Genomic DNA, 25,969 nt, shown 5'->3' with positions numbered 1-25,969 from the left:
GATGACAGGGCTGGGCGGCTGGGCGGCGGTCCCGGCGGAGTCGTCACCACTCCGCCGGAACCGCCGGAACTCACTCCATCGGCTCCCACTTCTTCGAGCCGTAGTTCCACTGCACCATCGTCAGCTGCTCCTTGTTGATGGTCGTGTGGATCTGCTCGGTGAAGCTGAGCTTGCCGGTGAGGCCGTCGAAGTCGGTGAGCTTGTTGAGCCCCGCACGGATGGTCTCCGGCGAGGTGTCGCCGTCGGCATCCTCGATGACCTGCTTGAGGATGTAGACCGCGTCGTAGCTGAGCTCCGCGAACGGTCCGGGCTCGAGTCCGTCGAACAGGCCGCGATACTCCTCCTGCCACGCCGACAGCCGCTCGTCCGGGTAGACGTCGGAGGTCAGCAGCGCCGAGATCATCCCGTCGCCCTCCGGCCCGGCGAGATCGACGAAGGTCGCATCCGCGTTGGTGACGTCGTTGCCGAGCACCTTGAGGTCGGTGATGCCGAGCGAGGCGATCTCCTGCATGAAGGCCGCCTCGTCACCCGGGGTCAACCACACCTCGACGCAGCTCGCGCCGGAGTCGACGATCTTCTGGATCTCGGCGTCGAGGTTGACGGTCGCGCCGCTCCCCCAGTTCTCGGTGATCGACTCGACGTAGACGAAGTCGTGCCCGGTCTCCTCGAACACCATCTCGAAGCCGGCGAGGCCGCCGAGCCCGTAGGTCGTGGGGTCGTGCAGCATCGCGAGCCCGTTCGGGCAGTTGTCGATCGACCACTCGGCGAGCTTGCCGCCCCAGGCGAAGGTGTTGAGCGAGGTGCTGAACGTCCAGGCGTACGGGGGCTCGTCGGGACCGTTCGGGTAGACGGTGAGCCCGCCGTCGTCGACGGCGCCGAGCACCGGGATCTGCATCTGATCGCCGAGGGCGGCGGTCGTGGGGCCGGTGTCGGGAGAGCCGAGGATCGCGACCGCGCCCTCGCTCACGTACTGCTGGAACAGCTGGGAGGACTTCGTCGCGTCGGCGGCGTCGTCGTCCCAGCGGAAGTCGATCTGGCGTCCGGCGATGCCGCCGTCCGCGTTGATCTCGTCGACCGCCATCTGCGTGCCGTTGATGACGGCGATGCCGACCGCGCCGTAGGCGCCCGTCGTGCCGGCGATCCCGCCGATGACGATCTTGTCGCCGGATCCGGACCCGTCCGATCCGGGATCACCGGAACATCCGGCGAGGGCGAGCGTGGCGACCGCGAGGGCGGCCACACCGGGGACGATTCGCTTCATTGCAGAACCTCTCTGTCTTGTCTGTGCTTCTCGGTGGGGTCGAGGCGTCGGGGGTGGACGCCACGGGTGGTCACTGGGCGAGGTACCCGCCGTCGACGACGAGGGCGGTGCCGGTGACGTAGCTGGACTCGTCGCTCGCCAGGAAGAGCGCGGCGTACGCCGTCTCGTGCGGCAGGCCGGGACGCCCGAGCACGGTGCCGGCGATGAGCGCGGCGTTGATCTCCGGCGCCTGGTGCTCGTTCATCGGCGAGAGGATGTAGCCCGGGTGCAGCGAATTGCAGCGCACGCCGTCCTTGCCGTGCGTGGTCGCCACGTTCTTGCTGACGTTGAGGATCGCGCCCTTCGCCGCCTGGTAGGCGAAGGAGTTCGGCACGCCGCCGAGGCCCCAGATCGACGAGACGTTGATGATGGATCCCGCCTGCTGCGCGATCATGTGCGGCAGCACCTCCTTCGTCCCGAGGAAGATGCTCTTGAGGTCGATGTCGAGCACGCGATCCCATTGCTCGAGCGTCGTCTCGAGGATCGGTTCGTACTCGCACACCGCGGCGTTGTTGATGAGCACGTCGATGCGTCCGTGCTCGGCCACGATGTCGCCCACGACGCGCGCCCAGTCCTCGGGGCTCGTGACGTCGAGCTTCCGGAAGTCGACGCGGCTGCCCTCGGGCTCCCGGGGGTCGAGCACGTCGCCCGAGATCACGGCAGCGGCGCCCTCGTCGAGGAACAGCTCGGCCATCGCGCGTCCCTGTCCGCGGGATGCTCCGGTGATGAGGGCGACCTTGCCCGTCATGCGATCCACCATGGGTTTTCCTTTCGTGTGGTGCGGTTGCGTGGTCCGCGTCAGCTGGTCTTCAGATAGCGACGGGAGAGGGTGGCGAGTCCGACGGCGAGGATGAGGATCCCGCCGCTGAAGACCTGCTGGGCCCAGGAGGGTGCGCCGAAGATGCTGAGTCCGTTGAAGCCGACCGAGATCACGAGCACGCCGACGAGGGTGCCGACGATGTGGAACTCGCCGTCCCGCAGCGTCGCCGAGCCGAGGAAGACGGCGGCGAACGCGTCGAGCAGGTAGCCGTCGGCGGCCGCGAGCGTGCCGCTGCCGAGCAGCGACGACAGCATGACGCCGGTGAGGGCGGCGCAGACGCCGGCCGTCGCGAAGGCGAAGATCTTCACCCGGTCGACGCGGATGCCGGACAGCCGCGCCGCCTCCGGGTTGCCGCCGACGGCCTGCATCCGGATGCCGAGGTTGGTCTTGTTGAGCACGACCCAGAGCAGGGCCAGCACGATGACCATGATCGGGATCGAGTTCGGGACGCCCGGGATCAGCCGCCCGAGGGAGATCTGCGAGAACTCGGTCGGGATGTTCGTGACGATCGGGAACGGGCTGTACGCGAATCCGAGCCCCGTGAGGATCGTCCCGACGCCGAGTGTCGCGATCACGGCGCTGATGCGCGCCTTCGTCACGAGCACGCCGTTGAGCGCGCCGATGATCCCGCCGATGACGAGCATGAGCGGCACGGCGAGCCAGATCGGCAGCCCCTGCAGCGCCATGAACCCCACGACGAGCAGCCCCGCGAAGCTCGCGGTGTAGCCGATGCTGAGGTCGAACTCGCCGACCACGAGGGTCATCGTGAGGCCCGCCGCGATGATCGCGGTGAGCGAGCCCTGGGCGAGGATGTTGGTGAAGTTCTGCGCGCTGAAGAACGCGGACGGAGCCCGGACCGTGAACAGCACGATCATGAGGGCGAGCCCGATGAGGGTGCCGTAGCGCGAAAGGATGAAGAGGGTCAGCTGGCCGGGCGTCCGCTTCGTGCGGGGCGTGAGCCCGGGAGCCGAGCCGACCGGGACGGTCTGGGTCATCTGGTCACTTCCTGCAGTTCGTGGACGGGTGCGTAGCTGAGCTCGACGATGTTCTCCTCGGTCACCGCCGCCCCCTCGAGTTCGCCGGTCACCTCGCCCTCCCGCAGCACGACGACGCGGTCGCACAGCATCGCGAGCTCCTCGACATCCGAGGAGATGACGACGGTCGCGACGCCGCGAGCGGCGAAATCGCGGATGGCGGCGTGGATCTCCTCGCGCGCGCCGACGTCGACGCCGCGTGAGGGCTCGTCGAAGAAGATGAGCCGGATGCCGGGCAACAGCCACCGGCCGATGACGACCTTCTGCTGGTTGCCGCCGGAGAGCCGCCCCACGTTCTGGGCGGGTCCCGCGGTCTTGACCGCGAGCGCGCGGATGATCTCGAGTGTTCGAGAGCGCGTGCGGCGATCGCTCACGAAGGGCAGGCGGCCGAGCGACCTCAGGGAGTCGAGGGCGGCGAGGCTCGCGTTGAAGCTCACCGACTTCTCGAGCAGCAGCGCCTGTGAGCGCCGCTCCTCGGGGATGAGGGCGACCCCGCGCGCGACCGCGTTCGCCACCGAGCGGGGCGCGTACGGGGCGCCGTCGAGGAGGAAGTGCCCCGCGTCGAGCTTCTCGGCGCCGAAGGCAAGCCGGGCGACTTCGGTGCGCCCCGCTCCCACGAGGCCGCCGAGTCCCAGCACCTCGCCCGGATAGACCGAGAACGAGACCTCGCGCACCATGGGCGCGTCGCGCACCCCGACGGCTTCGAAGAGCGGTGCCGAGCGGTCGACGGCGTCACGGGCCTGGCGCGTCGACGCCTTGACCTCGTGGCCCACGATCGCGCGGATGAGGCCCCGCTTGTCGAGGTCGCCGCGCACGGCACGGTCGGTCACCCGCCCATCGCGGAACACCGTGATCCGGTCCGAGAGGTCGAGCACCTCGTCGAGGCGGTGGGAGACGTAGAGGATGGAGACGCCGGATGCGGCGAGCTCTCGCACGATCCGGAACAGGGACGCGCTCTCCTGGTCCGACAGCGACGCCGTCGGCTCGTCCATCGCGATGAGGGAGGCGTTCTGCACGAGGGCGCGCGCGATCATGATGAGCCAGCGGTCGCCGACCGAGAGCTCGTCGACGCGGCGGTCGAGCGGGAAGTCGGCGCCGATCCGTTCCGCGGCGCTCTTCGCGAGCACGCGCGCCTCCCGACTGCGGACGAGGCCGAGCCTCGTCGGCTGGTCGATCCCCAACAGGATGTTGTCAACGGCGTCGAAGTGGGGCACCAGGTTCAGCTCCTGGTGGATGAAGGCGAAGCCGGCGCGTTCCGCATCGCGCGGGGTGGCGAGCTCGAGCGGTTCTCCGTCGAGCAGGATCTCCCCCTCGTCGGGGCGCACGACGCCGGCGAGGCACCGGATGAGGGTCGACTTGCCGGCGCCGTTGGCACCGACGAGGCCGTGCACCTCTCCGCGGTGGATGTCGAGGTCCACCGCGGAGAGGGCGACCGCACCGCCGTACCGCTTGCTGAGTCCGCGGACGCGCAGGCGCGCGTCGTGCTCGGTGTGCGTCACGTGTCCTCCCGTCCTCGGCGTCGGTTCGGCGGTGCGGTCGGGTGTCACGGGTTGAGCGCGTTCGGGTGCTCGGTCAGGAACTGGTCGATGTTGTCGGCCGTCACGACCACGCCCGGCACGTCGATCGTCTTCTGGTCCCACCCGTCGGGTGCGGCGAGGTAGTCCACGGCGGCCTGCATCATCTCGGCGCCCTCGGTCTGCCCGTCCTGCCAGACGACCTGCCGGATGGTGCCGTCCTTGACCGCCTGCAGCGCCTGAGGTCCGCCGTTGATCGAGTACACCCGGACGTCGTCGCGTCCCGACTGCTGCAGCGCGGCGACCGCGCCGATCGCGGGCTCGTCCCAGGCGCCCCAGACGGCGAGCGGTCCGCTGCCCTCAGGGTTGCTCGCGAGCCATGCGGAGGTGAAGCGCGTGCCGTCCTCGACCTGTCCGGGGATGGCGACCTCGTTGCGCGTGACGTTGAGGGAGGTGAGCGGCGCGACGGTGTCGTCGAAGGCGTAGCCGCGGTAGAGGCAGAGCACGCCGGTGTGATACGTGAGCGCGAGGATCGCGCCCTCGTCGCCGAAGTCGTCGAGCAGCGCGTCGATCGAATCCTGGCCGACCGCGCGGGCGCTCGTCGTCGCGACGATGCCGGCGCCGAGTTCGCCACCCCAGCTGACGACCGGGATGTCGGCTGCCTGCGCGGACTGGAGTCCGGCCTGGAGGGCGTTGGTCTGGAACGCCATCACGGCGATCGCGTCCATCTTCTGCGTGGTCGAGTAGGTGATCATGGCGGCGTTGGCGGCTTCGACGCTGCCGTTGGTGTCGGTGACGTGCACCTTCCAGCCGTTCTCCTCCGCCACCTCGGTGACGCCCTGGATGACGGCTGCGTTGAGCGCATCGGTGGCGACGAGCGCGACGACCCCGATGGTCTTCGTGCCGTCGTCGGATGCGCCCCCGCCTCCCGCGGGCTCCGAGCAGGCGGTGAGGCCCACGGCCAGGCCGACGGCCGCCGCGAGCGCCAGAATTCGCTTCATTGCAAACCCCTTGCTGTGTTGTCCGGACCGGAGGCGGAGCTTCCTCGCTCGCGCCCTCTCCCCTCATTGGAAGACCGTCCGATTGTCGTACAATCATTCAATGTCTAGACGGGACGCCTGGCGGCTGTCAAGTAGACAGGCCGGACGCGCATTCGGTTGACGCAGATTGTCGGACGATCGTATAGTCAGCGAATCGGGCGCCGTGCCCCACCTGCGCCCCAGATGAACGAAGGAGTTCACAGATGCCCGCGAACGGACTCTCGGTCTGGTCGGTCAAGTACGGCGAGCGCGTCGTCCGCAAGAGCGACGTCTTCCACGACTACGCCCAGTACGGTCTCCCCGACGGCGACCTCGACATGGACTACAACTTCTGGGTTGTCCGCGACGGGGAGACGATCATCCTCGTCGACACCGGCTACGACATCCCCAAGTTCGATTGGCTCGGGGAGATCAGCGTCACCCCTACCCCGCGCGGCCTCGACATCCTCGGGATCGATCCCGCCGACGTCTCGATGGTCATCACGAGCCACTACCATTACGACCACATCGGCTACCTGGGTCTCTTCACCAACGCCCAGGTCGTCTCGGGCCGCGCCGAGCGCGACTACTGGTTCGGCAAGGAGGAGCGTGGCGAGCTCGAGGGCGAGTTCTCGACGGTCGACGACCTCGCGCCCGTGCACCGCGCCGAGGCCGAGGGCAGACTGCGGCTCGTCGACGAGGAGACCGAGGTCTATCCGGGCATCACCGTCTACCCGATCGGCGGGCACTGCCCCGGCGAGCTGCTGACGCGCATCGAGACCGCGTCCGGCGGGCTCATCCTGTCGGTCGACGCCGCCCACTTCTACGAGCAGGTCGAGCACGAGTGGCCGTTCTTCGCCTACACCGACCTCGAGGAGATGAAGGCGGGGCTCGCCTTCATCACGAAGCTCGCCGCCGAGACCGGCGCCACCGTCGTACCCGGGCACGACGGGCGCACGCGCGACCGCTTCCCCGCCGCGCCCGGGGCGGCCGGCGAGATCGCCACCGTGCTGGCCTGATCGCGATGGCCCTCACCGCACGGCAGGAGGAGCTCAAGGCCGAGTTCGAGCGCGTGCACGGCGCGTGGGACGACGGATGGCAGGCCGTCCTCGAGCTGGACTCCGACTTCTTCGCCGCCTACCTCGGCTTCGCGGCAGTGCCGCATCGCAAGCAGCATCTCGACGCGAAGACCCGCGCGCTCATGGCGCTGACCGTCGACGCCGCGACGACGCACCTGCACTCCCCCGGCATCCGGCGGCACGTCGCGGCGGCTCTGGCCGCGGGGGCGACCCCGGGCGAGGTCATGGAGGTGCTCGAGTGCACGGCGACCCTCGGCATCCACGCGATGAACCTCGGCGTGCCCGTGCTCGTCGAGGTGCTCGCCGAGCGCGGCGACCGCACCGAGCCGGCACCGCTCAGCGCGTACCAGGAGCAGGTGAAGGCCGAGTTCACCCGTGACCGCGGCTACTGGAACCCGACCTGGGACGAGATGCTCGAACTCGACCCCGAGCTGCTGCAGGCCTACACCGATTTCTCGGCGCACCCGTGGCGGCACGGCACCCTCGGTCCGAAGCTCCGGGAGTTCGTCTACATCGCATTCGACACCTCGGCCACGCACCTCTACCGGGTCGGGCTCAAGCTCCACATCGAGAACGCCCTGGGGTACGGGGCGACCCCGCAGGAGATCCTCGAGATCATGGAGATCGCGAGCGTCATCGGGATGCAGAGCGTCACGGCCGCCGCCCCGATCCTGCGAGAGCTCGCGCGGGGCTGAGAGGTGAAGCGTTCAGCCGCCACGGCTGCCTGCATCGTGGCGCTGCTCGCCGGGTGCGCGGCGCTTCCCGTCGACGCGGCTTCCGCCCCCACGACGACGACCCTCCCGGGCCCTGTCGGTCACGCCGAGCTCCGGGTGGCGGGCGAGTGGGAGGGCGAGCTCGACGAGCGCGGCTTCGGCGTGCTCGCGATGAGCGTCGAACCCACGGAGGTCGCGACCGAGTTCGAGGCGCTCGTGACCTTCGTCGACAGGACGGGCACCCGGACCGAGCCCTCGCGCGGGGAGATGACGCCCAACGGCCACCTCGTCATCGAGGTGGGTGAGGATGCCATGGTCGAGGCCCACATCACCGACCCGGTGACGTTCGACTACTGCTTCGTCGTCTACGGCTTCGATCCGGTGTACAGCTGCGGGCGCCTCGTGCACGCGGATGCGACGGACTAGGCGGCCCGCGGGAAGAGCCCGTCGATGTACGCGTGCTCCTCGGGGGTGGGACGCCAGGCGGTGCCCGCGTCCGCGTTCGCGCGGATCTGCTCGGGGCGCGTGGCGCCGGCGATGACGCTCGTGAGCTCGGGGCGGGCGAGCAGCCAGCCGAAGGTCGCCTCGAGGATGCCGATGCCGCGCTCGGCGGCGAACGCCTCGATCGCCTCGATCGCATCCCACGGCGCGTTCTCGGCGATGTGCGGGCGCTGGCGCGAGATCCGCGTGTCGGCAGGCCGCTCGGTACGGCTGAACTTGCCGGTGAACAGCCCGTTCGCGAGCGGGAAGAACGGCAGGAAGCCGAGACCCCGCTCCCGCACCGCCGGCAGCAGTTCGAGTTCGGCGCCGCGGGCGAGGAGGCTGTACTCGTTCTGCGCGGAGGCGAAGCGGATGATGCCGAGCGCGGTCGCGGCGTCGTCGGCCGCCCGGAGCTGCACGCCGTCGAAGTTGGACTGACCGATCGCGCGCACCTTGCCCTCGCGGACGAGTTCGTCGAGCGCAGCCAGGGTCTCTTCGACCGGGGTCGCCGCGTCGGGGGTGTGCTGCTGGTACAGATCGATGCGATCGGTCTGCAGCCGACGGAGCGATCCCTCGACGGCGGCGCGCAGGTAGGAGCGGCTGCCGCGCGGGCCGACGTCGGAGAGCGGCGAGGGGAAGTCGACGTGCCCGAACTTGGTGGCGATGACGGCCTCGTCCCGCCTGCCGCGCAGGGCCTCGCCGAGCAGCGTCTCGGAGAGGCCGTACTCGGTGCCGTAGATGTCGGCCGTGTCGAAGAACGTGACGCCCGCATCGAGGGCGGCATGCACGACGGCCGTCGCCCCCTCCTGGGTGAGGGTCGCCGTGCCGGCGCGGCCGAGGTTGTTGCAGCCGAGTCCGACGACGCTGAGCGACAGGGACGAGGGGCCGAGGATGCGGGAGTCCATGACCCGAGCGTACGCGTCCTCTCCTCCCCTACCCGCGCCGGCGGCGCCCCTCCACGCGATGTCCGATTCCCGCCGGTCGGCGTCGGCGGCGGCGGTTACGCTCGAGCCATGACCTCCCCCGCATCCCCGCCCGTCGCGCTCCAGCGTCTCGACAGCCCGATCGGGCGCATCGAGGTCGTGGGCGACGGCTCCGCGATCATCTCCCTCTCGATCGAGCACGACGGCCTGCTCCCCCACGACGAGCTCGACGAGCGACCGGACGCCGTGACGCGGCTCGCGGCCCGGCAGCTCGGGGAGTACTTCGACGGGCGCCGCCACGACTTCGACGTCCCCGTGTCGCTCACCTCCGGCACCGAGTTCCAACGCGCGGTCTGGGAGCAGCTCGTGGAACTGCAGTGGGGCGAGGTCATCTCCTACGGCGAACTCGGCCAGACGACGGGCCGCCCGGCGGCGGGCCGCGCGGTGGGTGGCGCGGTCGGCGCGAACCCCGTGCCGATCATCGTCCCCTGCCACCGCGTGCTCGGCGCGAGCGGCCTCATCACGGGGTACTCCGGCGGCGAGGGCATCCCCACGAAGTCCTGGCTGCTCGAGCACGAGGGCATCCCGCACAGGCTCCCGGGCGCGCTCCGGGCCGACCCGGCACCGATGCTCGACCTCCCCGGCGAGGAGCCCGCCGCGTGACGCGCGCCGAGCTCGTCGTCGGCGACGACGATCTCGCCCGCTGCGGCTGGGTCGGCGACGACCCCGAGTACCGCCGCTACCACGACGAGGAGTGGGGGCATCCGTTGCACGGCGACCGGGCGCTGTTCGAGAAGATCGCGCTCGAGGGCTTCCAGGCGGGGCTGTCCTGGATCACCATCCTGCGGCGGCGACCTACCTTCCGCGTCGCGTTCCGCGGCTTCGACCTCGACGCGGTCGCCGCCTTCGACGACGACGACGTCGAGCGGCTGCTGGCCGACCCCGGCATCATCCGCAACCGCGCGAAGGTCGAGGCGACGATCTCGAATGCCCGGGTGATCCAGGCGCTCGTCGCCGACGATCCCGGCGCGCTCGACCGTCTCGTCTGGTCGTTCGTGCCGGTCGACCCCCGACCGCGGCCGACCGGGTTCGCCGAGGTGCCCGCGGTCACCGCCGAGGCGACCGCGCTCAGTCGCGCCCTCAAACGGGCGGGGCTCCGCTTCGTCGGACCCACGACGATGTATGCGCTCATGCAGTCGGCGGGTCTCGTCGACGACCACCTCGTGGGGTGCTGGCGCGCCTCCTAGACCACGAGGTCGAGCTCACCCGGTGCACCGGGCTCCAGGCGGATGCCGACGCTCGACGCCCAGGCGAGGAGCGAGTCGGCGTCCGGGTGGTCGATGCCGGCGAGCAGGAGCTCGCGCGTGAATCGTCCCTTGCCCGCCTTGTTGAAGTGGTTGAGCGCGCGCCGTCGCCCACCGTCCTCGGTGACCACCCGCACGAAGAGCGCGTCAGCCCGCTCGGGCACCGGCCCGAGCGCCGCATAGGCCTCGGAGCGGAGGTCGAGCGCGAGCCCGGGTGTGCGCGCGAGCTCCGCGCCGATCGGTGCCGTCCAGAGCTGCTTCAGGCGCAGGCCGGGCAGGCGCGAGCCGGCCGAGAGACGATAGGCCGGGATCGGGTCGAGGGCGCGGGTGAGGCCGAACAGCGCCGAGGCGATCGCCACGTGCTCCTGCGCGAAGGCGCGGGCGGCATCCGGCAGCGTCGCGGCGTCGAGCGCGTCGTAGAGCACGCCGTCGTACCGGTCGATCGCGGGCATCACCGGCGACCGACGGATGCGGCGATTACGTTCCGCCTCGTGCGCCTGCGTGGGGCCGAGGCCGAGCACCACGGCCGAGGCCTCCGGATCCTTCGCGAGCTCCTCGAGCGCGACGAGGGCCGTCCGCCGGGCCGCTGCGAGGCCCGGGAACGAGAGCCGTCCGAGGGCGAGCCGGCTCCCCGGCTCCCCACCCTCCCGTTTGGTCTCGGAGGGCGGCAGCAGGATCAGCACCTCAGCGCTGCAGGAACGCGAGCGCGCGTTCCACGTTGACGCCGAGGGGTTCCACCGAGTCGAGGGTGATGCGGGCGATGGCGCCGCTGGCCCCCGACCACTCCTCCCACTCGTCGAGGCTCTGCTCCACCGCGAAGGCCCCCGGGAGCGCGGTCTCGGCGAGTCGCGCCGCACGCGCCTCGAGGCGCTCACGGTGCAGCTCGGCATCCGAGCAGACCACTTCGACTAAGCGGATCTCCGCCTTCTGCGCCTCGGCGAGCTTCACCCACTGCTCCCGCGCGGGGTTCACGGCGTTCACCGCGTCGACGATGATGCTGCCGCCGCCCGCGAGCACGGCATCCGCGAACGCCCCCGCGACGAGATACGCGGCGAGCCCCGTGGGCTGGTCGGCGTCGATGCCCGCCGAGAGGATCGCGGTCTCGATCGGATCGACGGAGACGACGGGCAGCCCCATCCGATTGCCGACCACCTCGGCAATCGTGCTCTTGCCGGCCGCCGGAAGTCCCGCCATCACGATGAGCATGGCTCCACTCTACGGTGCGTCGGCGTCGGCGCGATCCGCGAAGCGGCGTGAGCGCACGAGCGCGATCAACAGGAATCCGACCATGAGCACCGCAGCCGCCCACATCACCGCCGCGCCGACGTCCACCCCGGTCGCTCCCAACCGGTCGTCCGCGGTGAAGGTCAGTCGCCCGAGGACGCTGCCGGTCGGGTCTTCTCCCGGAGGCGCCGTCAGCGTCGCCGTGACGGTGACCGTCGTGGCACCCGCCGCGAACGTCACGGGTCCGGCCAGGTTCTGCGGGTCGACGCAGACGCCGCTCGACGCGCACACCTCGATCCGCAGGTCGACATCCTGCATGACTCCCTCGCGTTCCAACCACGAGAACCCGGTGAGCTGAGCCTCACGACCGAGCGAGAAGTCGTCGCTGCGGGTCTGCGGCACTCCCTGCTCGAGGAGGTCGAACTCCAGCAGGAAGACGGTCGGCTCGGGTGGCGCGGCGTGCGCCGCACCACCCGCGGCCAACCCGATCGCGCTCAGCGCGACGGTGGCGAAGGCGGCCGTTCCGACCCATCGCCGTCTCATGCGCGCGCCCCCGGCTCATCGATCGGATCCCCCGCGCGATGGGCGTGCGCCCGGCGACGGCCGGAGGGCACCATCGTGAACCCGATCAGTGCGACCAAGGCGACGATGGCCGGGACGATCACCGCAGGACGCAGGACCCTCTCCAGCACCGCCCCCGCACCGGGGACCGTCACCACGGGATGCCAGACCCTGTCGTCCGAGGCGACGCGGTACGGCTCGGGGTCCGGGGTGCCGTTGGCATCTCCCTGCATGGTGACGAGGTAGTCCTGCCCGAGCTGCTCGATCCCGACGATCCGGTGCGTGATGTAGCGGCCCGTCTGCGGGTTCGGCAGGGTCGCGACCTCACCGACACGCAGCTCACGGGCTTCCACCGGCACGGCGAACAGCAGGTCGCCCGTCGCGATCTTCGGCGACATCGACCCCGAGACGACGATGAGCGGTTGCACCCAGCCGACGGCATTCGCCGCCCACACCAGTCCCGCGAGCACGCCGACGGAGGCGAGCACCCACAGCAGGGTGTCGCCGATCCGACGGAGCGTCCTCACGGAACCGGGAAGTCGAGGGTCAGTCGCTCGTCCCCGTCACCTGGATCACGATGGTGGCGTCCAGACCGAAGGCGCCGTCGTCCCAGGTGTCCGGGGTCTCGATGGTCAGCGTGCCCTGGACCGTGGCATTCGACGCGCCGATCGTGGGAGAGGCCAGGGTCGCATCGGCGTCGGCGTCGGCGAGGTATCCCTCGTCGACCAGGTCACCGGATACGGTGACCTCGGTGACCACGATATCGCCACCGATCGTTCCGGCGTTGCGCAGGCAGAACGGCACCGTGTAGGTCTCATCGGGGGCGATCGCGCCGAGCGCCGTGGTGGTGATGTCGACGTAGTCGGTCGAGGTGGTCTCCGTGCCGCCGGCGATGTCCTCCCAGGCCCCCTCCGCCACCGCAGCGCAGTTCGCGGCCGCACCGAGAGGTGCGCCCTGCAGGTCGAAACTGCTCGCGGTCGCGGTCGCGCCGAAGAACACGTCGTCGACCCAGGCAGCCGAGGTGGCCGCCGCGCCGATGCCGAGCACGGCGACGCTTCCGAGGACGATACGAAGGGCGATGGCCCGACGCCGCGGGCCCTCATGGGCTGGTGTGGTGTTCATGTGGATCTCCTATTCGGTGGTGGGTGGTGATCAGTTGTAGGTGCAGGCGGTCAGGACGACGTTCGAGAACAGATTGACGAATCGGGTCAGGGCGTTGTAGCCGGTGAAGGTGACGAGGTGGTCGGCTCCCGTGACACCGGAGGCTGTACTCCCCCACCAGTACACCCGCGGCAACCACGAGTCGTATTGAGCTTGCGTGATGACGCCGTCGGTGAGGGCGTCATCCAACAGCGCGTGATAGTCGAAGTTCGCGGTGAAGCCGAGGAAGTAGGGGGTGTGGCCCACGACCGTCAGCGTCACGCAGGGGTTCCCACCGCTGACGTCCAGCACGGGAGCGAGCACTGTGTAGGTCGTGTCCCCGGGCGGACTCCACGGCGGATCCGGCACATTCGCGCACACCCTCATCGTCAGCGGAGAGCTCGCCGAGATCGTCGCGTTCTCGAAGGGGACGATGTCCACCAACCCGGTGTTCACGAAGTCCGGCGTCTCCTCCCACGACGAGAAGGGATCGACCCAGACATTGCTCGTGTAGTCCCCTGTCGCGAACGGAGCCGGGAAGTTGAACGGCTGCACGGCGAGATTCACCCTGACCCGGAACGGCACCGGCGTCTCGGACGTCGTGGACACTTCGAACGCCGCGCAGAAGGCGTTCGGAACGGGCGGATCGTCGGAGCTGTCGCTCTTGGTCCAGGTCCATTCGTCGGGATCGTCTCCGACGATCGTGTTGGCGTCGCCCGAAGTGAAGGGCAGTTCACGGTCGTCCGCGATGGCGCCGGCCTCGACGGGGACGATGGCCTTCCCGTCATCCACCCACGCAGCCTCGGTGGCGAAAAGAGCCCCGCTCGACACACCCATGACCAGCACGAAACCGGTCACCATCCCTGCCGCGACGAGCCCCATCTCGCGTGCGCTCACGGCTGGACACCCACCACGGAGATCTGAATCGAGAACTGCCCCGCACTACCGTCGAGGTCATGCCCGAAGTCCGTCGTCGTGAACTGGATCCACCCGAAGAGCGGTTCGGCGGCGCCATCCGACGCGCACGAGTCCGCCGGGATCGTCGTCCCCACATCGATGGTGTCGACATCGATGCTCGTCAATTCGACCAGCCCCGTGTCGGTCGTGATGATCGCCTCCGCGATCTCGCCGTCCACATCGCCGTCGTTGCAGAGCTCGATGGGTACCGCATAGCTCGTCAGCGGGTGCAGGTCGCCGACGGTCGGAGCGACGATCGGCACGACCAGCGTGTCGGGGTCACCGGGTAGCCCCACGTCGTACCAGGCTCCCGGCGTCCACACCGGGGCGATGTCAGGGTCGGTCGGATGGCGGTCGACGGTCCCCGTGCGCGCCTGGATGTCGAACGTCGACGGAGTCGCCTCGGCGCCGAGGAACACGTCGTCTCTCCACGCCGCGGCTGTGGTCACCGCACCGGCTCCACCCAGCAGCAGACCGACGAGCACGAGCGCGACCGACCTCGCCCGCGCGCCCGCACCGGTCTTCTCAGTCATGTGATCCTCGGAGAGTTTTCTCCGAGTCTGACATGCCCGGCAGGCGCGGGCTAGACGAGCTCTGCGGTGCCCGCGACGATCGTGACCGTGTCGCCCTGCACCGAGAGGAAGCCGTCCTCCACGCGCGCCTTGACGACGGTGCCGTCGGTCGTGGTGATGCGCGACTCCCCCGGCGCCAGGATGCCGAGCACGGGCTCGTGGCCGGTCAGGATGCCGATCTCACCCACCGTGGTGCGGGCGACGACCTGCTTGGCCTCGCCCGACCACAGTTCGCGTTCCGCCGAGACGACGGAGACGTTGAGGGCCATGATCAGCCGTTCTCCTTCTGCAGCTGCGCCCACTTCGCCTCGACGTCCGAGATCGGGCCGACGTTGAAGAAGGCCTGCTCGGCGACGTGGTCGAAGTCGCCGCGCACGATCGCGTCGAACGACTCGATGGTGTCGCGCAGCGGCACGGTCGATCCCTCGACACCGGTGAACTTCTTCGCCATGTAGGTGTTCTGGGAGAGGAACTGCTGGATGCGGCGGGCGCGCGAGACGGTGATCTTGTCCTCTTCGGAGAGCTCGTCGACACCGAGGATCGCGATGATCTCCTGGAGTTCCTTGTTCTTCTGGAGGATCGCCTTCACCGAGGTGGCCACGCGGTAGTGGTCCTCGCCCAGGTAGCGGGGGTCCATGATGCGCGAGGTCGAGGTGAGCGGGTCGACGGCCGGGTACAGACCCTTCGACGCGATCTCACGCGAGAGCTCGGTCGTCGCGTCGAGGTGCGCGAAGGTGGTCGCCGGCGCCGGGTCGGTGTAGTCGTCGGCCGGCACGTAGATCGCCTGCAGCGAGGTGATCGAGTGGCCGCGCGTCGAGGTGATGCGCTCCTGGAGCACACCCATCTCGTCGGCGAGGTTCGGCTGGTAGCCCACCGCGGAGGGCATGCGGCCGAGCAGCGTCGACACCTCGGAACCCGCCTGCGTGAAGCGGAAGATGTTGTCGATGAACAGCAGCACGTCCTGCTTCTGCACGTCGCGGAAGTACTCGGCCATGGTGAGCGCCGAGAGGGCGACGCGCAGACGCGTCCCCGGGGGCTCGTCCATCTGGCCGAAGACGAGGGCGGTCTTGTCGAAGACGCCCGCGTCCTCCATCTCGTGGATGAGGTCGTTGCCCTCACGGGTGCGCTCGCCGACACCGGCGAACACCGACACACCACCGTGGTCCTGCGCGACGCGCTGGATCATCTCCTGGATGAGGACGGTCTTGCCGACGCCCGCGCCGCCGAAGAGGCCGATCTTGCCACCCTGCACATACGGGGTGAGCAGGTCGATGACCTTGATGCCGGTCTCGAAGAGCTGGGTCTTCGACTCAAGCTGGTCGAATGCCGGGGGCTTGCGGTGGATGCCCCAACGCTCGGTGATCTCGATCTTCTCGCCGGGGGCCGCGTTCAGCACCTCACCGGTGACGTTGAAGACCTTGCCCTTGGTGACGTCGCCCACGGGAACCGAGATGGGGCCGCCGGTGTCGCGCACCTCCTGGCCGCGGACGAGACCGTCGGTCGGCTTCAGGGCGATCGCACGCACGAGGTCGTCGCCGAGGTGCTGGGCGACCTCGAGCGTCAGCGTCGTCGTCTCACCGCTCAGGGTGATCTCGGTCTGCAGCGCGTTGTAGATGTCGGGGATCGCGTCGTGCGGGAACTCGATGTCGACGACGGGACCCGTGACGCGCGCGATGCGTCCGACGCCGCCCGCAGCGGGAGCCTCCGACGCCGGTGCCTTCTTGGTAGCGGTAGCCATGGTTTCTCTTCCTGATCGTTACTTCGCCGAACCGAGGGCGTCAGCGCCGCCCACGATCTCGGAAATCTGCTGGGTGATCTCCGCCTGACGCGCGTTGTTCGCGAGGCGGGTGTAGTCGCGGATGAGCTTGTCCGCATTGTCGGATGCCGACTTCATCGCCTTCTGCGTCGCGGCCTGCTTGGAGGCGGCGGACTGCAGCAGCGCGTTGAAGATGCGGCTCTCGATGTACACGGGGAGCAGCGCGTCGAGCACCTTCTCGGGCTCCGGCTCGAACTCGTAGAGCGGGAACACCTCGGCGCCACCCGGCTCCTCGACGCCCTCCACGACCTCGAGCGGCAGCAGACGCACCACCTCGGGCTCCTGGGTGAGCATCGAGACGAAGCGGTTGTAGACGATGTGGATCTCGTCCACGCCGCCCTCGGCCGTCGACTGCACGAAGCGGGCGACGATCTCCTCGCCGATCTCCTGCGCGGTCGCGAAGCTCGGCGCGTCGGTGTCGCCGATCCAGGCGCGCTCCGGGGTGCGCTTGCGGAAGTTGAAGTAGCTCACCCCGCGGCGGCCGACGACGAAGTGCACGACCTCCTTGCCCTGCTCGGTGAGCAGGGTGGTGAGCTCCTCGCTCGCCCGCAGCACGTTCGCGTTGAACGCACCGGCGAGCCCCCGGTCGGAGGTGAAGACGAGCACCGCGGCGCGGTGGATCGTCTCCGGCTCGGTCGTGAGCACGTGGCCCACGTTCGAGTACGTGGCCACCGCCGAGACGGCGCGCGTCACCGCACGGGCGTACGGCGTCGACGCCGACACCCGCTGGAGCGCCTTCTGGATGCGGCTCGCCGCGATCAGCTCCATGGCACGGGTGATCTTCTTGGTCGTCTGGGCAGAGCGGATCTTCTGCCGGTAGACCCGAAGCTGGGCTCCCATGTCCTATCTCTTCCTGTCGGTGTGTCGATCGTGGATGCGCGAACCGCCGGAGCGGATCAGCGCTTGCCCTTCACGATGCGCTCCTGGTTGACGTCCTCGACCTCCGTCGCCGCGAACTCCTCGTGGCCGGGGGCGTCGAGGTCGACACCGCCGCCGGGCTGGAACTCGACGAGGAAGGCGTCGACCGCCTTCTCGAGCTCGGCCTCGGTCGCGTCGTCGAGCACGTTCGTGTCGCGGAGGGTGTCGAGCACCTTCGTGTTGCGACCGAGGTGGTCGAGCAGCTCCGACTCGAAGCGCAGCACGTCCTCCACCGGGATGCTGTCGAGCTTGCCCTTCGTGCCGGCCCAGATCGAGACGACCTGCTGCTCGACGGGGAACGGCGAGTACTGCGGCTGACGCAGCAGCTCCGTGAGGCGGGCGCCACGCTCGAGCTGGCGACGGCTCGTCGCGTCGAGGTCGGAGGCGAACAGCGCGAACGCCTCGAGCGCACGGTACTGGGCGAGCTCGAGCTTGAGCGTTCCCGAGACCTTCTTGATCGACTTGACCTGGGCGTCACCGCCGACGCGCGAGACCGAGATGCCGACGTCGACCGCGGGACGCTGGTTGGCGTTGAACAGGTCGGACTGCAGGAAGATCTGGCCGTCGGTGATCGAGATCACGTTGGTCGGGATGTACGCCGAGACGTCGTTCGCCTTGGTCTCGATGATCGGCAGGCCGGTCATCGAGCCGGCGCCCAGCTCGTCGGAGAGCTTGGCGCAACGCTCGAGCAGACGCGAGTGCAGGTAGAAGACGTCGCCGGGGTAGGCCTCGCGGCCCGGCGGGCGACGCAGCAGGAGCGACACGGCGCGGTAGGCCTCGGCCTGCTTCGACAGGTCGTCGAAGATGATCAGCACGTGCTTGCCGCCGTACATCCAGTGCTGGCCGATGGCCGAGCCGGTGTAGGGGGCGAGGTACTTGAAGCCGGCGGGGTCGGACGCCGGGGCCGCGACGATCGTCGTGTACTCCATGGCGCCGGCGTCCTCGAGGGCGCCCTTCACCGCGGCGATGGTCGAGCCCTTCTGGCCGATGGCGACGTAGATGCAGCGCACCTGCTTGTCGACGTCGCCCGAGTCCCAGTTGGCCTTCTGGTTGATGATCGTGTCGATCGCGATCGCCGTCTTGCCGGTCTGGCGGTCGCCGATGATGAGCTGACGCTGGCCGCGGCCGACGGGGATCATCGCGTCGATGGCCTTGATGCCGGTCTGCAGCGGCTCGTGCACCGACTTGCGCTGCATGACGCCGGGTGCCTGGAGCTCGAGGGCGCGGCGGCCCTCGGCCTTGATCTCGCCGAGGCCGTCGATCGGGTTGCCGAGCGGGTCGACCACGCGGCCGAGGAAGCCGTCGCCGACGGGCGAGGAGAGCACCTCGCCGGTCCGGGTGACCTCCTGGCCCTCCTCGATGCCGGTGAACTCGCCGAGCACGATGACACCGATCTCGTTCTCGTCGAGGTTGAGCGCGAGGCCGAGCGTGCCGTCCGCGAAGCGGAGCAGCTCGTTGGCCATGGCGCCGGGGAGACCCTCGACGTGGGCGATGCCGTCGGCCGCGTCCACGACGGTGCCGACCTCGGTGGTCGCCGCGGCGCCGGGCTGGTAGCCGGCGACGAAGTCGCGGAGGGCGTCGCGGATCTCGTCGGGACTGATCGTGATGTCTGCCATGTCTGTACCTGTCTGATGTTTCGCGGGTGACCGCGGGGGTTTTCGGGGCCGGCGTCAGCCGGCGAGCTGGAGTCGGAGGTCGCTGAGCCGCGAGGACACGGTGCCGTCGACGACCTCGTCGCCGACCTGCACACGGATCCCGCCGAGCACCGCGGGGTCGAGCACGACGTCGATGAGCACCTCACGGCCGTACTGCGCGGCGAGGGCGGCGCCGAGCCGCTTCACCTGGGCGTCGGACAGCGCGACCGCGGTCGTGACCGTCGCGACGAGCCGGCCGGCGGTGTCCGAGACGATCCGGGCCGCGAGCGAGATCAGCTCGCCGATGCGGCGTCCGCGCGGACTCTGCACGAGGTGCGCGAGGATCGCGGTCGTCGCGGGCGAGGCCTTGCCGGCGAGCAGCTTCTCGACGAGTCGGCCCTTGGCGGCCGGGTCGCCGAGCTTGCTGCCGAGCGCGAGCTCGAGTTCGGCGTCGGAGCCGATCACGCGGCCCACCGAGAACAGCTCCTGCTCGATCGAGTCGGCCGCATCGGCGCCCGCGATCGCACGGATGCCGAGCTCCTCGACGCCCGCGACGAGCTCGTCGGAGCTCGACCAGCGGCTCTCGGCGACGACGGCGAGCAGACGGCCCGCCCCGGCGCCGACGCGCGCGAACGCGGCGGAGATGAGCTTCGACTTCTCGGCACCCGGGATGGCGGGGTCGGCGAGCACGGCCCGCAACTGCGGCGAGCCGGCGAGGGCACGGGCGGCGGCGAGGAGCTCCTCACCGGTCGCGAGCGTGGTGCCCTTCTCGGCGTCGAGCGCCGCCTTCGCGGTGGCGAGGGCGCTGCGGGTCGCGCTTCCCATTACTTGGCCGCCTTCTCGCTGGCTTCGAGGTCGGCGAGGAACCGGTCGACGAGCGCGGAGGCGCGCTTGTCGTCGGTGAGGCTCTCACCGATCACACCCGACGCGAGGTCGAGCGCGAGCGAGCCGACCTCGCCGCGCAGCGAGACGAGCGCTGCGGCGCGCTCGGCCTCGATCTGCACCTGGGCGTTCGCGATCACGCGGGCAGCCTCGGCCTGCGCCTGCTCCTTGAGCTCCGCGAGGATCGCGGCGCCGTCGGTGCGGGCCTGCTCGCGGATGCGGGCGGCCTCGGTGCGGGCGTCGGCGAGCGCCTGCTCGTACTCGCCCTTCTTCGCCTCGGCTGCCGCCTCGGCGCGCGATGCGCGCTCGATGCCGCCCTCGATGGCTTCACGACGCTCGTCGAGCGCCTTGTTGATCGCCGGGAGCACCTTCCAGATGACCACCACGAGCACGACCAGGAAGGCGATCGAGCCCCAGATCAGGTCGGGCAGCTCCGGGATGAGGATGCTGTGGCTCTCGCCACCGTCCTCCGGCTCGGCAGCGGCGAGGATGAATGCGGTCTGCATTCAGACTCCTATCGGATGCGGGGGCGGATTTACGGCGCGGGGAACGGGATGAACGCGACACCGATCGCGATGAAGCAGAGGGCCTCGGTGAGCGCGATACCGATCCACATGAGGGTCTGGAGTCGACCCTGCAGCTCCGGCTGGCGGGCGACCGACTCGATCGTCTTGCCGACGATCAGGCCCACGCCGATACCGGAGCCGATGACGGCGAGACCGAACGCCAGCGGGGCGAGCTGTCCAACGATGTTCATGGTTTTCCTTTCAAGGGGTGGTGCAAGCGACCGACCGGGAGGTCAGTGCTCGTCGGCGAGCGCCATCTGGATGTAGATGGCGGTCAGAATGGTGAAGACGTAGGCCTGCAGTCCGGCGACGAAGATCTCGAGCACGACGAAGGCCGTGCCGAAGGCGAAGGTGCCGATGCCGATGAGGCCGAAGGCGCTCCCCTGCCCGAAGAGCAGGGTGACGAAGAAGAAGTTCGTCGCGAGGAAGCAGAGGGTCAGCAGCATGTGGCCGGCGACCATGTTCATCGTGAGACGCAAGGTGAGCGTGATCGGGCGGATTATGAAGGTCGACAGCGCCTCGAGCACCGCGATGACCGGTGCGATCACGAGCGGCACGCCCGGCAGCACGGTGGCGTTCTTGAAGAACTTGAGGCCGTGCTTGCGGATGCCCGCGTAGATGAAGGTCACGTAGGCGATGACCGCCATGATGAGCGCCTGGCCGATGAGGCCCGTGCTCGCGATCTGCAGGCCCGGGATGGTTCCCGTCATGTTGAGCGCGAGCGTCAGGAAGAAGATCGTGAAGAGCAGCGGCATGAACCGCTTGCCCTCCTTCTCACCCAGCGTGCCGATGACGATGCCCGTGCGGACGAAGTCGATGATGAACTCGAGGGCGGCCTGGCCGCGGCTCGGGACGAGCTTGAGGCGCCGGGTGCCGAGCCACAGGATCAGCACGATGACGGCCGTCGCGAGGAGACGGATGAGCAGCACCCGGTTCAGTTCGAACGGCGTCCCGGCGAACAGGATGGGGTCCGGGAAGAACTCATCGATCGAAGGTCCGTGGAATTCCCCGTCGCCCGGATCGTCGGCTGCGACGAACGGGACGAGGGTGGCAAGTAGAGACAGAATGCTCTCCAGAATCGGGGCGTGCAAAACGCGGCGATCGAAGGGGATGTGGCTTTCACATTACCAGAGATTCGGGGGTCACCTGACGGCGTCGTCGGTGTCCCCCGTGGCCTCCGGACCCGGCAGTTCGACGTCCACGTAGGGCACCCGGGTGCGGATCGCGGCGACCATGTCGACCACGAGCGAGGCGACCACGGCGACGATCGCGACGATCGCGAAGACCGTGGGGTTGAGCCAGTCCTGCCCGCGCAGCCAGAGGGCCAGCACGACGAAGATGACGAGCTTGAGGAACCAGGTGCCGAGCACGATGCCGAGGTAGGCGGGGCTCAGCATGTTGCCCCGCGACACCCGCGAGGCGATGAGCACGCTCGCCGCGGTGGTGCCGACGAAGAGGAAGGCGATGCCGGCGCCGAGCGCTCCCCCGACGAGCCCCGGGGCCCCGTCGACGAGCCAGCCGATGCCGCTGCCGAGCACCGCGAGCACCGCGGCCACGACGGCGCCCCAGCGCAGCGCCCCGCGTTGCACGGCATCGCCGGAGTTCGCGCCCATCAGGAGTCCTCTCTCTCGTGGAGCCGCGTGAGCACCTCGCGCACCTCGTCCTCGCTCGGCGCCTCGCCGTCCGTCGCCGCCGCGTCGAGCGGGTCGAAGCGCGCGACGTCCGCGTCGTCGAGCGCCGGGTCGGCGCTCTGGGCGGCCGCCTCGGCGGCCTTGCGCCTGCTGAGCGGCGCGAGGGTCACGATCGTGCAGGCGAGCAGGCCGAGCGCCGTCGCGAGGGCCGCCCACCAGGTGTCGATGAAGAGGAACAGCAGCAGGCCGATCGAGGCGGCGCCCGTCCAGCCGTAGAGGATGAGCACCGCATGCAGGTGCGAGTGCCCCATGTCGAGCAGGCGGTGGTGCAGGTGCTTGCGGTCGGCGCTGAACGGCGACTTGCCGGCCCGCAGACGCCGGATGATCGCGAGCCCGAAGTCGAGCAGCGGCACGATGAGGATCGTGAACGGCAGGAGCAGCGGGATGAGCGCCGGCACGAGCTGACGGGCGCTGCCGACCGTCTCCTCGACGGAGGTGGCGTCGACCTGGCCGGTGACCGAGATCGTCGAGGCGGCCATCATGAGCCCGACGAGCATCGACCCCGCATCCCCCATGAACAGCCGCGCGGGATGCCAGTTGAGCGGTAGGAAGCCGAGGCAGGCACCGATGAGCACGGCGGAGATGAGCTGCGCGAGGCTGAAGTAGTCGCTCTGCTGCCCGGTGGAGAGCATGAAGACGTACACGGAGAACACGCCGTTGGCGATGATCGCGACGCCCGCGACGAGGCCGTCGAGGCCGTCGATGAAGTTGATCGCGTTCATCACGAGCACGATCGAGATGACCGTGATGACGAGCGACTGCCACGAGGCGAGGTTCACGACGACGCCGGGCAGCGGGAACGACAGGAACTGGATGCCCGACCAGGCCAGCAGCGCCGCGGCGAGCATCTGCCCGGCGAGCTTGGTGAACCAGTCGAGGTCCCAGATGTCGTCGGCGACCCCGATGAGCACGATCATGAGAGCCGCGCCGATGAGCCCCCACACGTGCATGGGCTGCGAGTAGGCGAGGGCGAGCGAGGGCAGGAACGATCCGATGCCGAGGGCGATCACGACACCGAGGAACATCGCGACGCCGCCGAGCCGCGGGGTGGGGCGGGTGTGCACGTCGCGCTCGCGGATCTTCGGGTACAGCCGGTAGCGCGTGGAGAGCTTCCAGATGACCATCGAGAGGGCGAACGAGACGATCGCGGCGATGCCCGCCGCCGCGACGAAGGCGATCACGCGCATCGCTCGGCCCCCACGACGCGCACGATCTCCTCGTCGGGGATCACGCCGTGACGCACAATGCGGAGGCGGCCCTCGGGATGCTCGAGGTTCGTGGCGTCGACGATGGTCGACCCGGAGTGCGCCGGGGCGTCGGGGTACCCCGCACCGGCCGCCCCCGCGTCGAGGTACACCGCGACGGCGTCGCCCAGCATCCGCTCGGCCTCCGCGGCCGTGAGCGCGGCGGGCTCCCCCGTGCGGTTGGCGCTCGAGACGGCGAGCGGGCCCGTCTCGGCGAGCAGTTCGAGCGCGATCGGGTCGGAGGGCATGCGCAGCGCGACGGTGCCGCGGGTGTCGCCGAGGTCCCAGTCGAGCATCGCGCGGGCGCGCAGGATGACGGTGAGCCCACCCGGCCAGAACTCCTCGACGAGGCGACGCACCTCCTCGGGCACGGGGTCCGCGAGCGCGTCGAGGGTCGCGACGCCGGGCACGAGCACGGGCGGCGGCGCGCTGCGGTCGCGGCCCTTCGCGTCGAGCAGGCGCTGCACGGCCTCGGCCGAGAAGGCGTCGGCGGCGAGGCCGTAGACGGTGTCGGTGGGGATCACGACGAGCTCGCCGCGCCCGATGGCGCCGCGGGCGAGGCGCATGCCCGTCAGCAGCTGGTCGGGGACGCCCGTGTCGTAGATCGCCATGGCATCCCCATCCTAGGTTCGCGGGCCGCGTGCGGCGGTCGTCGCGCGGTCGCGTCCGAGCAGGTCGCGATGGGTCGCCGTGGCCCGCCAGCCGTCCGCCTCGAGCAGCGCCCGCAGCTCCGCGCCCTGGAGCTCGCCGTGCTCGATGACGAGGGCTCCCCCCTCGCGCAGCAGCCGGAGGGCGCGCTGGGAGAGCGCCCGCACGATGTCGAGCCCGTCGGGGCCGCCGTAGAGCGCGACGGCGGGGTCGTGCAGCCGCACCTCCGGGTCGCGCGGGATCGCGTCGTCGGGGATGTACGGCGGGTTCGACACGACCACGTCGACCGTGCCGTCGAGCTCGGGGACCGCATCGGCGAGGTCGGCGAAGACGAGCCGCAGGTTGTCCGCGTCGACCGTGCGGGCGTTCTGCTTGGCCCAGATGAAGGCGCGCGGCGAGTTCTCGACCGCGGTGACCCGGGCGTGCGGCACCTCGGTCGCGAGGGCGAGGGCGATGGCCCCGGAGCCCGTCCCGAGGTCGACGGCGACGGGCTGGGGCACGGCCGTCGCCTGCAGCGCGTCGATCGCGAGCTGCGCCACGAACTCGGTCTCGGGCCGCGGCACGAAGACCCCGGGTCCCACCGCGAGCTCGAGCGAGCGGAACGGGGCGACCCCCGTGATGTGCTGCAGCGGCTCCCGCGCGGCGCGACGTTCGAGCGCCTCGACGAAGGCGAGCCGCTCGTCCGCCCCGACCACGCCGCCCGTGACGGCCTTCGCCTGCACCTGGCCGCGCGTGAGGCCGAGCACGTGCGCGAGCAGCAGCTCGGCATCCGCCTCGGGCGTCGGCACGCGCGCGGACTCGAGCACGCGGATGCCGTGGGCGCGCAGCTCGGCGACGGTCGGAGCCATCAGTCGTCGGCGGTGCCGAGGGCCGCGAGGCGCGCCTCCTCGTCCAGCTGGATGCACGACTCGATGACGGGGCCGAGGGCGCCGTTCATCACCTGGTCGAGGTTGTAGGCCTTGTAGCCGGTGCGGTGGTCGGCGATGCGGTTCTCGGGGAAGTTGTAGGTGCGGATGCGCTCGGAGCGGTCCATCGAGCGGATCTGGCTCCTGCGGGCGTCCGAGGCGACCGCCGCGAGCTCCTCCTGCTGCTTGGCGAGCAGCCGCGCGCGCAGCACGCGCATGCCCGCCTCGCGGTTCTGCAGCTGCGATTTCTCGTTCTGCATCGACACCACGATCCCGGTGGGGAGGTGGGTGATGCGCACCGCGGAGTCGGTCGTGTTGACGGACTGGCCGCCGGGGCCCGAGGAGCGGAAGACGTCGATCTTCAACTCGTTCGGGTCGATGTGGATCTCCTCCGGCTCGTCCACCTCGGGGAAGACGAGCACGCCCGTCGTCGAGGTGTGGATGCGGCCCTGCGACTCGGTGGCCGGCACCCGCTGCACGCGGTGCACGCCGCCCTCGTACTTGAGGCTCGCCCAGACGCCCTCGGCGGGGTCGGTGGCGTTCGACTTGATCGCGACCTGCACGTCCTTGTAGCCGCCGAGGTCGGACTCGGTGCGCTCGAGCAGCTCGGTCTTCCAGCCGCGCGACTCGGCGTAGTGCAGGTACATGCGCAGCAGGTCGGCCGCGAACAGCGCCGACTCCTCGCCGCCCTCGCCGCCCTTGATCTCCATGATCACGTCACGCCCGTCGTCCGGGTCGCGCGGGATCAGCAGCCGCCGCAGCTTCTCCTGGGCAGCCTGGAGACCCTCCTCGAGCGAGGGCACCTCCTCGGCGAACGCCTCGTCCTCGCGGGCGAGCTCGCGCGCCGCCTCGAGGTCGGACTCGGCCTGCTGCCACTGCTCGTGGGCGTGCGCGATCTGACTCAGCTCGGCGTAACGCCGGTTGACCTTCTTGGCGCGCGCCGCATCCGCGTGGATCGCGGGATCCGCGAGCTGCTGCTGGAGCTGTTCGTGCTCGGCCAGCAGCGACTGGACCGAATCGAACAC

At 70.0% G+C, this 25,969-nt stretch carries 31 protein-coding genes; 5 read left to right on the top strand and 26 right to left on the bottom strand.

The genetic code is table 11. The features are described 5' to 3' along the window. Nucleotides 1-70 precede the first annotated feature (70 nt). The 5 genes from D7I47_RS11490 to D7I47_RS11470 all read right to left on the bottom strand — a co-directional run bounded on the left by D7I47_RS11490 (nt 71) and on the right by D7I47_RS11470 (nt 5,669). On the bottom strand, nt 71-1,261 hold the full coding sequence (locus D7I47_RS11490) for an ABC transporter substrate-binding protein (RefSeq protein ID WP_120763182.1): 1,191 nt from the start codon (nt 1,259-1,261) through the stop codon (nt 71-73). Between the two features lie 70 nt (nt 1,262-1,331). Next, entirely contained in the window at nt 1,332-2,060 is a 729-nt protein-coding gene (locus tag D7I47_RS11485; RefSeq protein WP_120763181.1) for an SDR family NAD(P)-dependent oxidoreductase, read from the bottom strand. Nucleotides 2,061-2,098: 38 nt separating this feature from the next. After that, a complete protein-coding gene (locus tag D7I47_RS11480) occupies nt 2,099-3,115 on the bottom strand; it encodes an ABC transporter permease (RefSeq protein ID WP_120763180.1) in 1,017 nt (338 codons plus the stop codon). Next, complete coding sequence (locus D7I47_RS11475) at nt 3,112-4,653, bottom strand: sugar ABC transporter ATP-binding protein (protein WP_157981716.1); 1,542 nt, start codon at nt 4,651-4,653, stop codon at nt 3,112-3,114. Before D7I47_RS11475 ends, D7I47_RS11480 begins: the two co-directional genes overlap by 4 nt. A gap of 44 nt (nt 4,654-4,697) precedes the next feature. After that, nucleotides 4,698-5,669, bottom strand: coding sequence for a sugar ABC transporter substrate-binding protein (locus D7I47_RS11470; protein WP_120763178.1), 972 nt, complete (start codon nt 5,667-5,669; stop codon nt 4,698-4,700). A 242-nt stretch (nt 5,670-5,911) separates the two neighbouring features. Here D7I47_RS11470 and D7I47_RS11465 point away from each other — a divergent pair, with 242 nt between their 5' ends. The 3 genes from D7I47_RS11465 to D7I47_RS11455 are packed head-to-tail and all read left to right on the top strand — an operon-like array spanning nt 5,912 to nt 7,905. Then, nucleotides 5,912-6,706 (top strand): N-acyl homoserine lactonase family protein, encoded by a 795-nt coding sequence (locus D7I47_RS11465; RefSeq protein ID WP_120763177.1) that lies wholly within the window; start codon nt 5,912-5,914, stop codon nt 6,704-6,706. 5 nt (nt 6,707-6,711) lie between these two features. Beyond that, nucleotides 6,712-7,461: a carboxymuconolactone decarboxylase family protein gene (locus tag D7I47_RS11460; RefSeq protein WP_120763176.1), complete on the top strand. Its 750-nt coding sequence runs from the start codon at nt 6,712-6,714 to the stop codon at nt 7,459-7,461. Nucleotides 7,462-7,464: 3 nt separating this feature from the next. After that, on the top strand, nt 7,465-7,905 hold the full coding sequence (locus D7I47_RS11455; protein WP_157981715.1) for a hypothetical protein: 441 nt from the start codon (nt 7,465-7,467) through the stop codon (nt 7,903-7,905). Here the strand turns inward: D7I47_RS11455 and D7I47_RS11450 are convergent. Further along, the gene (locus D7I47_RS11450) at nt 7,902-8,864 is read right to left on the bottom strand and encodes an aldo/keto reductase (RefSeq protein ID WP_120763174.1); all 963 of its coding nucleotides are present in this window, start codon (nt 8,862-8,864) and stop codon (nt 7,902-7,904) included. The two genes, D7I47_RS11455 and D7I47_RS11450, sit on opposite strands and share 4 nt — an antisense overlap. A gap of 108 nt (nt 8,865-8,972) precedes the next feature. On the opposite strand from D7I47_RS11450, the gene D7I47_RS11445 reads away from it, so the two are divergent. Together D7I47_RS11445 and D7I47_RS11440 are read left to right on the top strand one after the other, a co-directional pair. Then, nucleotides 8,973-9,545 (top strand): methylated-DNA--[protein]-cysteine S-methyltransferase, encoded by a 573-nt coding sequence (locus D7I47_RS11445; RefSeq protein WP_120763173.1) that lies wholly within the window; start codon nt 8,973-8,975, stop codon nt 9,543-9,545. Beyond that, nucleotides 9,542-10,129, top strand: a complete 588-nt coding sequence (locus D7I47_RS11440) for a DNA-3-methyladenine glycosylase I (protein WP_120763172.1) — start codon at nt 9,542-9,544, stop codon at nt 10,127-10,129. Before D7I47_RS11445 ends, D7I47_RS11440 begins: the two co-directional genes overlap by 4 nt. On the opposite strand, the gene D7I47_RS11435 is transcribed toward D7I47_RS11440, so the two are convergent. The 20 genes from D7I47_RS11435 to prfA form a co-directional block, all read right to left on the bottom strand. After that, complete coding sequence (locus D7I47_RS11435) at nt 10,126-10,869, bottom strand: YaaA family protein (protein ID WP_120763171.1); 744 nt, start codon at nt 10,867-10,869, stop codon at nt 10,126-10,128. The two genes, D7I47_RS11440 and D7I47_RS11435, sit on opposite strands and share 4 nt — an antisense overlap. A 1-nt stretch (nt 10,870) precedes the next feature. Further along, nucleotides 10,871-11,392, bottom strand: coding sequence for an AAA family ATPase (locus D7I47_RS11430; protein WP_120763170.1), 522 nt, complete (start codon nt 11,390-11,392; stop codon nt 10,871-10,873). A gap of 9 nt (nt 11,393-11,401) precedes the next feature. Further along, the gene (locus D7I47_RS11425; RefSeq protein ID WP_120763169.1) at nt 11,402-11,953 is read right to left on the bottom strand and encodes a hypothetical protein; all 552 of its coding nucleotides are present in this window, start codon (nt 11,951-11,953) and stop codon (nt 11,402-11,404) included. Beyond that, the gene (locus D7I47_RS11420; protein ID WP_120763168.1) at nt 11,950-12,498 is read right to left on the bottom strand and encodes a signal peptidase I; all 549 of its coding nucleotides are present in this window, start codon (nt 12,496-12,498) and stop codon (nt 11,950-11,952) included. The genes D7I47_RS11425 and D7I47_RS11420 overlap by 4 nt, the downstream gene beginning before the upstream one ends. A 19-nt stretch (nt 12,499-12,517) precedes the next feature. Next, a complete protein-coding gene (locus D7I47_RS11415; protein ID WP_157981714.1) occupies nt 12,518-13,093 on the bottom strand; it encodes a hypothetical protein in 576 nt (191 codons plus the stop codon). A 30-nt stretch (nt 13,094-13,123) separates the two neighbouring features. Then, nucleotides 13,124-14,008 carry a hypothetical protein gene (locus D7I47_RS11410; RefSeq protein ID WP_120763166.1) on the bottom strand — a complete coding sequence of 295 codons (885 nt, stop codon included), beginning with the start codon at nt 14,006-14,008 and terminating at the stop codon, nt 13,124-13,126. After that, nucleotides 14,005-14,601 (bottom strand): hypothetical protein, encoded by a 597-nt coding sequence (locus tag D7I47_RS11405; RefSeq protein WP_120763165.1) that lies wholly within the window; start codon nt 14,599-14,601, stop codon nt 14,005-14,007. The genes D7I47_RS11410 and D7I47_RS11405 overlap by 4 nt, the downstream gene beginning before the upstream one ends. Nucleotides 14,602-14,651: 50 nt before the next feature. Beyond that, complete coding sequence (locus D7I47_RS11400) at nt 14,652-14,909, bottom strand: F0F1 ATP synthase subunit epsilon (RefSeq protein ID WP_120763164.1); 258 nt, start codon at nt 14,907-14,909, stop codon at nt 14,652-14,654. A 2-nt stretch (nt 14,910-14,911) separates the two neighbouring features. Next, nucleotides 14,912-16,378, bottom strand: a complete 1,467-nt coding sequence (gene atpD, locus D7I47_RS11395) for a F0F1 ATP synthase subunit beta (protein ID WP_120763163.1) — start codon at nt 16,376-16,378, stop codon at nt 14,912-14,914. An 18-nt stretch (nt 16,379-16,396) separates the two neighbouring features. Further along, the gene (locus tag D7I47_RS11390; RefSeq protein ID WP_120763162.1) at nt 16,397-17,296 is read right to left on the bottom strand and encodes a F0F1 ATP synthase subunit gamma; all 900 of its coding nucleotides are present in this window, start codon (nt 17,294-17,296) and stop codon (nt 16,397-16,399) included. Nucleotides 17,297-17,352: 56 nt separating this feature from the next. Continuing rightward, nucleotides 17,353-18,990 (bottom strand): F0F1 ATP synthase subunit alpha, encoded by a 1,638-nt coding sequence (atpA, locus tag D7I47_RS11385; RefSeq protein ID WP_120763161.1) that lies wholly within the window; start codon nt 18,988-18,990, stop codon nt 17,353-17,355. Nucleotides 18,991-19,044: 54 nt separating this feature from the next. Next, nucleotides 19,045-19,833: a F0F1 ATP synthase subunit delta gene (locus D7I47_RS11380; protein WP_120763160.1), complete on the bottom strand. Its 789-nt coding sequence runs from the start codon at nt 19,831-19,833 to the stop codon at nt 19,045-19,047. After that, entirely contained in the window at nt 19,833-20,396 is a 564-nt protein-coding gene (locus D7I47_RS11375) for a F0F1 ATP synthase subunit B (RefSeq protein ID WP_120763159.1), read from the bottom strand. The genes D7I47_RS11380 and D7I47_RS11375 overlap by 1 nt, the downstream gene beginning before the upstream one ends. A 29-nt stretch (nt 20,397-20,425) precedes the next feature. Beyond that, nucleotides 20,426-20,647, bottom strand: coding sequence for a F0F1 ATP synthase subunit C (gene atpE, locus D7I47_RS11370; RefSeq protein ID WP_120763158.1), 222 nt, complete (start codon nt 20,645-20,647; stop codon nt 20,426-20,428). A gap of 42 nt (nt 20,648-20,689) precedes the next feature. Continuing rightward, nucleotides 20,690-21,385, bottom strand: a complete 696-nt coding sequence (gene atpB, locus D7I47_RS11365) for a F0F1 ATP synthase subunit A (RefSeq protein ID WP_264371272.1) — start codon at nt 21,383-21,385, stop codon at nt 20,690-20,692. A gap of 213 nt (nt 21,386-21,598) precedes the next feature. Further along, nucleotides 21,599-22,069 carry a hypothetical protein gene (locus D7I47_RS11360; RefSeq protein ID WP_120763156.1) on the bottom strand — a complete coding sequence of 157 codons (471 nt, stop codon included), beginning with the start codon at nt 22,067-22,069 and terminating at the stop codon, nt 21,599-21,601. Beyond that, a complete protein-coding gene (locus tag D7I47_RS11355; protein WP_319592663.1) occupies nt 22,069-23,334 on the bottom strand; it encodes an MraY family glycosyltransferase in 1,266 nt (421 codons plus the stop codon). Before D7I47_RS11355 ends, D7I47_RS11360 begins: the two co-directional genes overlap by 1 nt. Then, complete coding sequence (locus D7I47_RS11350; RefSeq protein ID WP_120763155.1) at nt 23,325-24,002, bottom strand: L-threonylcarbamoyladenylate synthase; 678 nt, start codon at nt 24,000-24,002, stop codon at nt 23,325-23,327. Before D7I47_RS11350 ends, D7I47_RS11355 begins: the two co-directional genes overlap by 10 nt. 12 nt (nt 24,003-24,014) lie before the next feature. Next, nucleotides 24,015-24,887 (bottom strand): peptide chain release factor N(5)-glutamine methyltransferase, encoded by an 873-nt coding sequence (gene prmC, locus D7I47_RS11345; protein ID WP_120763154.1) that lies wholly within the window; start codon nt 24,885-24,887, stop codon nt 24,015-24,017. Next, a complete protein-coding gene (gene prfA, locus D7I47_RS11340; protein ID WP_120763153.1) occupies nt 24,887-25,969 on the bottom strand; it encodes a peptide chain release factor 1 in 1,083 nt (360 codons plus the stop codon). Before prfA ends, prmC begins: the two co-directional genes overlap by 1 nt.

This window comes from Protaetiibacter intestinalis (genome assembly GCF_003627075.1).
Taxonomy (GTDB): Bacteria; Actinomycetota; Actinomycetes; order Actinomycetales; family Microbacteriaceae; genus Homoserinibacter; species Homoserinibacter intestinalis.
This window is presented reverse-complemented; position numbering and strand designations above follow the sequence as displayed.

Coding starts and splice junctions, on each gene's coding strand:
- D7I47_RS11400 (WP_120763164.1), bottom strand. CDS start 14,909: ATGGCCCTCAACGTCTCCGTCGTCTCGGCGGAACGCGAACTGTGGTCG.
- D7I47_RS11355 (WP_319592663.1), bottom strand. CDS start 23,334: ATGCGCGTGATCGCCTTCGTCGCGGCGGCGGGCATCGCCGCGATCGTC.
- D7I47_RS11470 (WP_120763178.1), bottom strand. CDS start 5,669: ATGAAGCGAATTCTGGCGCTCGCGGCGGCCGTCGGCCTGGCCGTGGGC.
- D7I47_RS11350 (WP_120763155.1), bottom strand. CDS start 24,002: ATGGCGATCTACGACACGGGCGTCCCCGACCAGCTGCTGACGGGCATG.
- D7I47_RS11405 (WP_120763165.1), bottom strand. CDS start 14,601: ATGACTGAGAAGACCGGTGCGGGCGCGCGGGCGAGGTCGGTCGCGCTC.
- D7I47_RS11460 (WP_120763176.1), top strand. CDS start 6,712: ATGGCCCTCACCGCACGGCAGGAGGAGCTCAAGGCCGAGTTCGAGCGC.
- D7I47_RS11430 (WP_120763170.1), bottom strand. CDS start 11,392: ATGCTCATCGTGATGGCGGGACTTCCGGCGGCCGGCAAGAGCACGATT.
- atpE (WP_120763158.1), bottom strand. CDS start 20,647: ATGAACATCGTTGGACAGCTCGCCCCGCTGGCGTTCGGTCTCGCCGTC.
- prmC (WP_120763154.1), bottom strand. CDS start 24,887: ATGGCTCCGACCGTCGCCGAGCTGCGCGCCCACGGCATCCGCGTGCTC.
- D7I47_RS11380 (WP_120763160.1), bottom strand. CDS start 19,833: ATGGGAAGCGCGACCCGCAGCGCCCTCGCCACCGCGAAGGCGGCGCTC.
- D7I47_RS11490 (WP_120763182.1), bottom strand. CDS start 1,261: ATGAAGCGAATCGTCCCCGGTGTGGCCGCCCTCGCGGTCGCCACGCTC.
- D7I47_RS11480 (WP_120763180.1), bottom strand. CDS start 3,115: ATGACCCAGACCGTCCCGGTCGGCTCGGCTCCCGGGCTCACGCCCCGC.
- D7I47_RS11425 (WP_120763169.1), bottom strand. CDS start 11,953: ATGAGACGGCGATGGGTCGGAACGGCCGCCTTCGCCACCGTCGCGCTG.
- D7I47_RS11415 (WP_157981714.1), bottom strand. CDS start 13,093: ATGAACACCACACCAGCCCATGAGGGCCCGCGGCGTCGGGCCATCGCC.
- D7I47_RS11445 (WP_120763173.1), top strand. CDS start 8,973: ATGACCTCCCCCGCATCCCCGCCCGTCGCGCTCCAGCGTCTCGACAGC.
- atpD (WP_120763163.1), bottom strand. CDS start 16,378: ATGGCTACCGCTACCAAGAAGGCACCGGCGTCGGAGGCTCCCGCTGCG.
- D7I47_RS11465 (WP_120763177.1), top strand. CDS start 5,912: ATGCCCGCGAACGGACTCTCGGTCTGGTCGGTCAAGTACGGCGAGCGC.
- D7I47_RS11485 (WP_120763181.1), bottom strand. CDS start 2,060: ATGGTGGATCGCATGACGGGCAAGGTCGCCCTCATCACCGGAGCATCC.
- D7I47_RS11390 (WP_120763162.1), bottom strand. CDS start 17,296: ATGGGAGCCCAGCTTCGGGTCTACCGGCAGAAGATCCGCTCTGCCCAG.
- D7I47_RS11375 (WP_120763159.1), bottom strand. CDS start 20,396: ATGCAGACCGCATTCATCCTCGCCGCTGCCGAGCCGGAGGACGGTGGC.
- D7I47_RS11450 (WP_120763174.1), bottom strand. CDS start 8,864: ATGGACTCCCGCATCCTCGGCCCCTCGTCCCTGTCGCTCAGCGTCGTC.
- D7I47_RS11360 (WP_120763156.1), bottom strand. CDS start 22,069: ATGGGCGCGAACTCCGGCGATGCCGTGCAACGCGGGGCGCTGCGCTGG.
- atpA (WP_120763161.1), bottom strand. CDS start 18,990: ATGGCAGACATCACGATCAGTCCCGACGAGATCCGCGACGCCCTCCGC.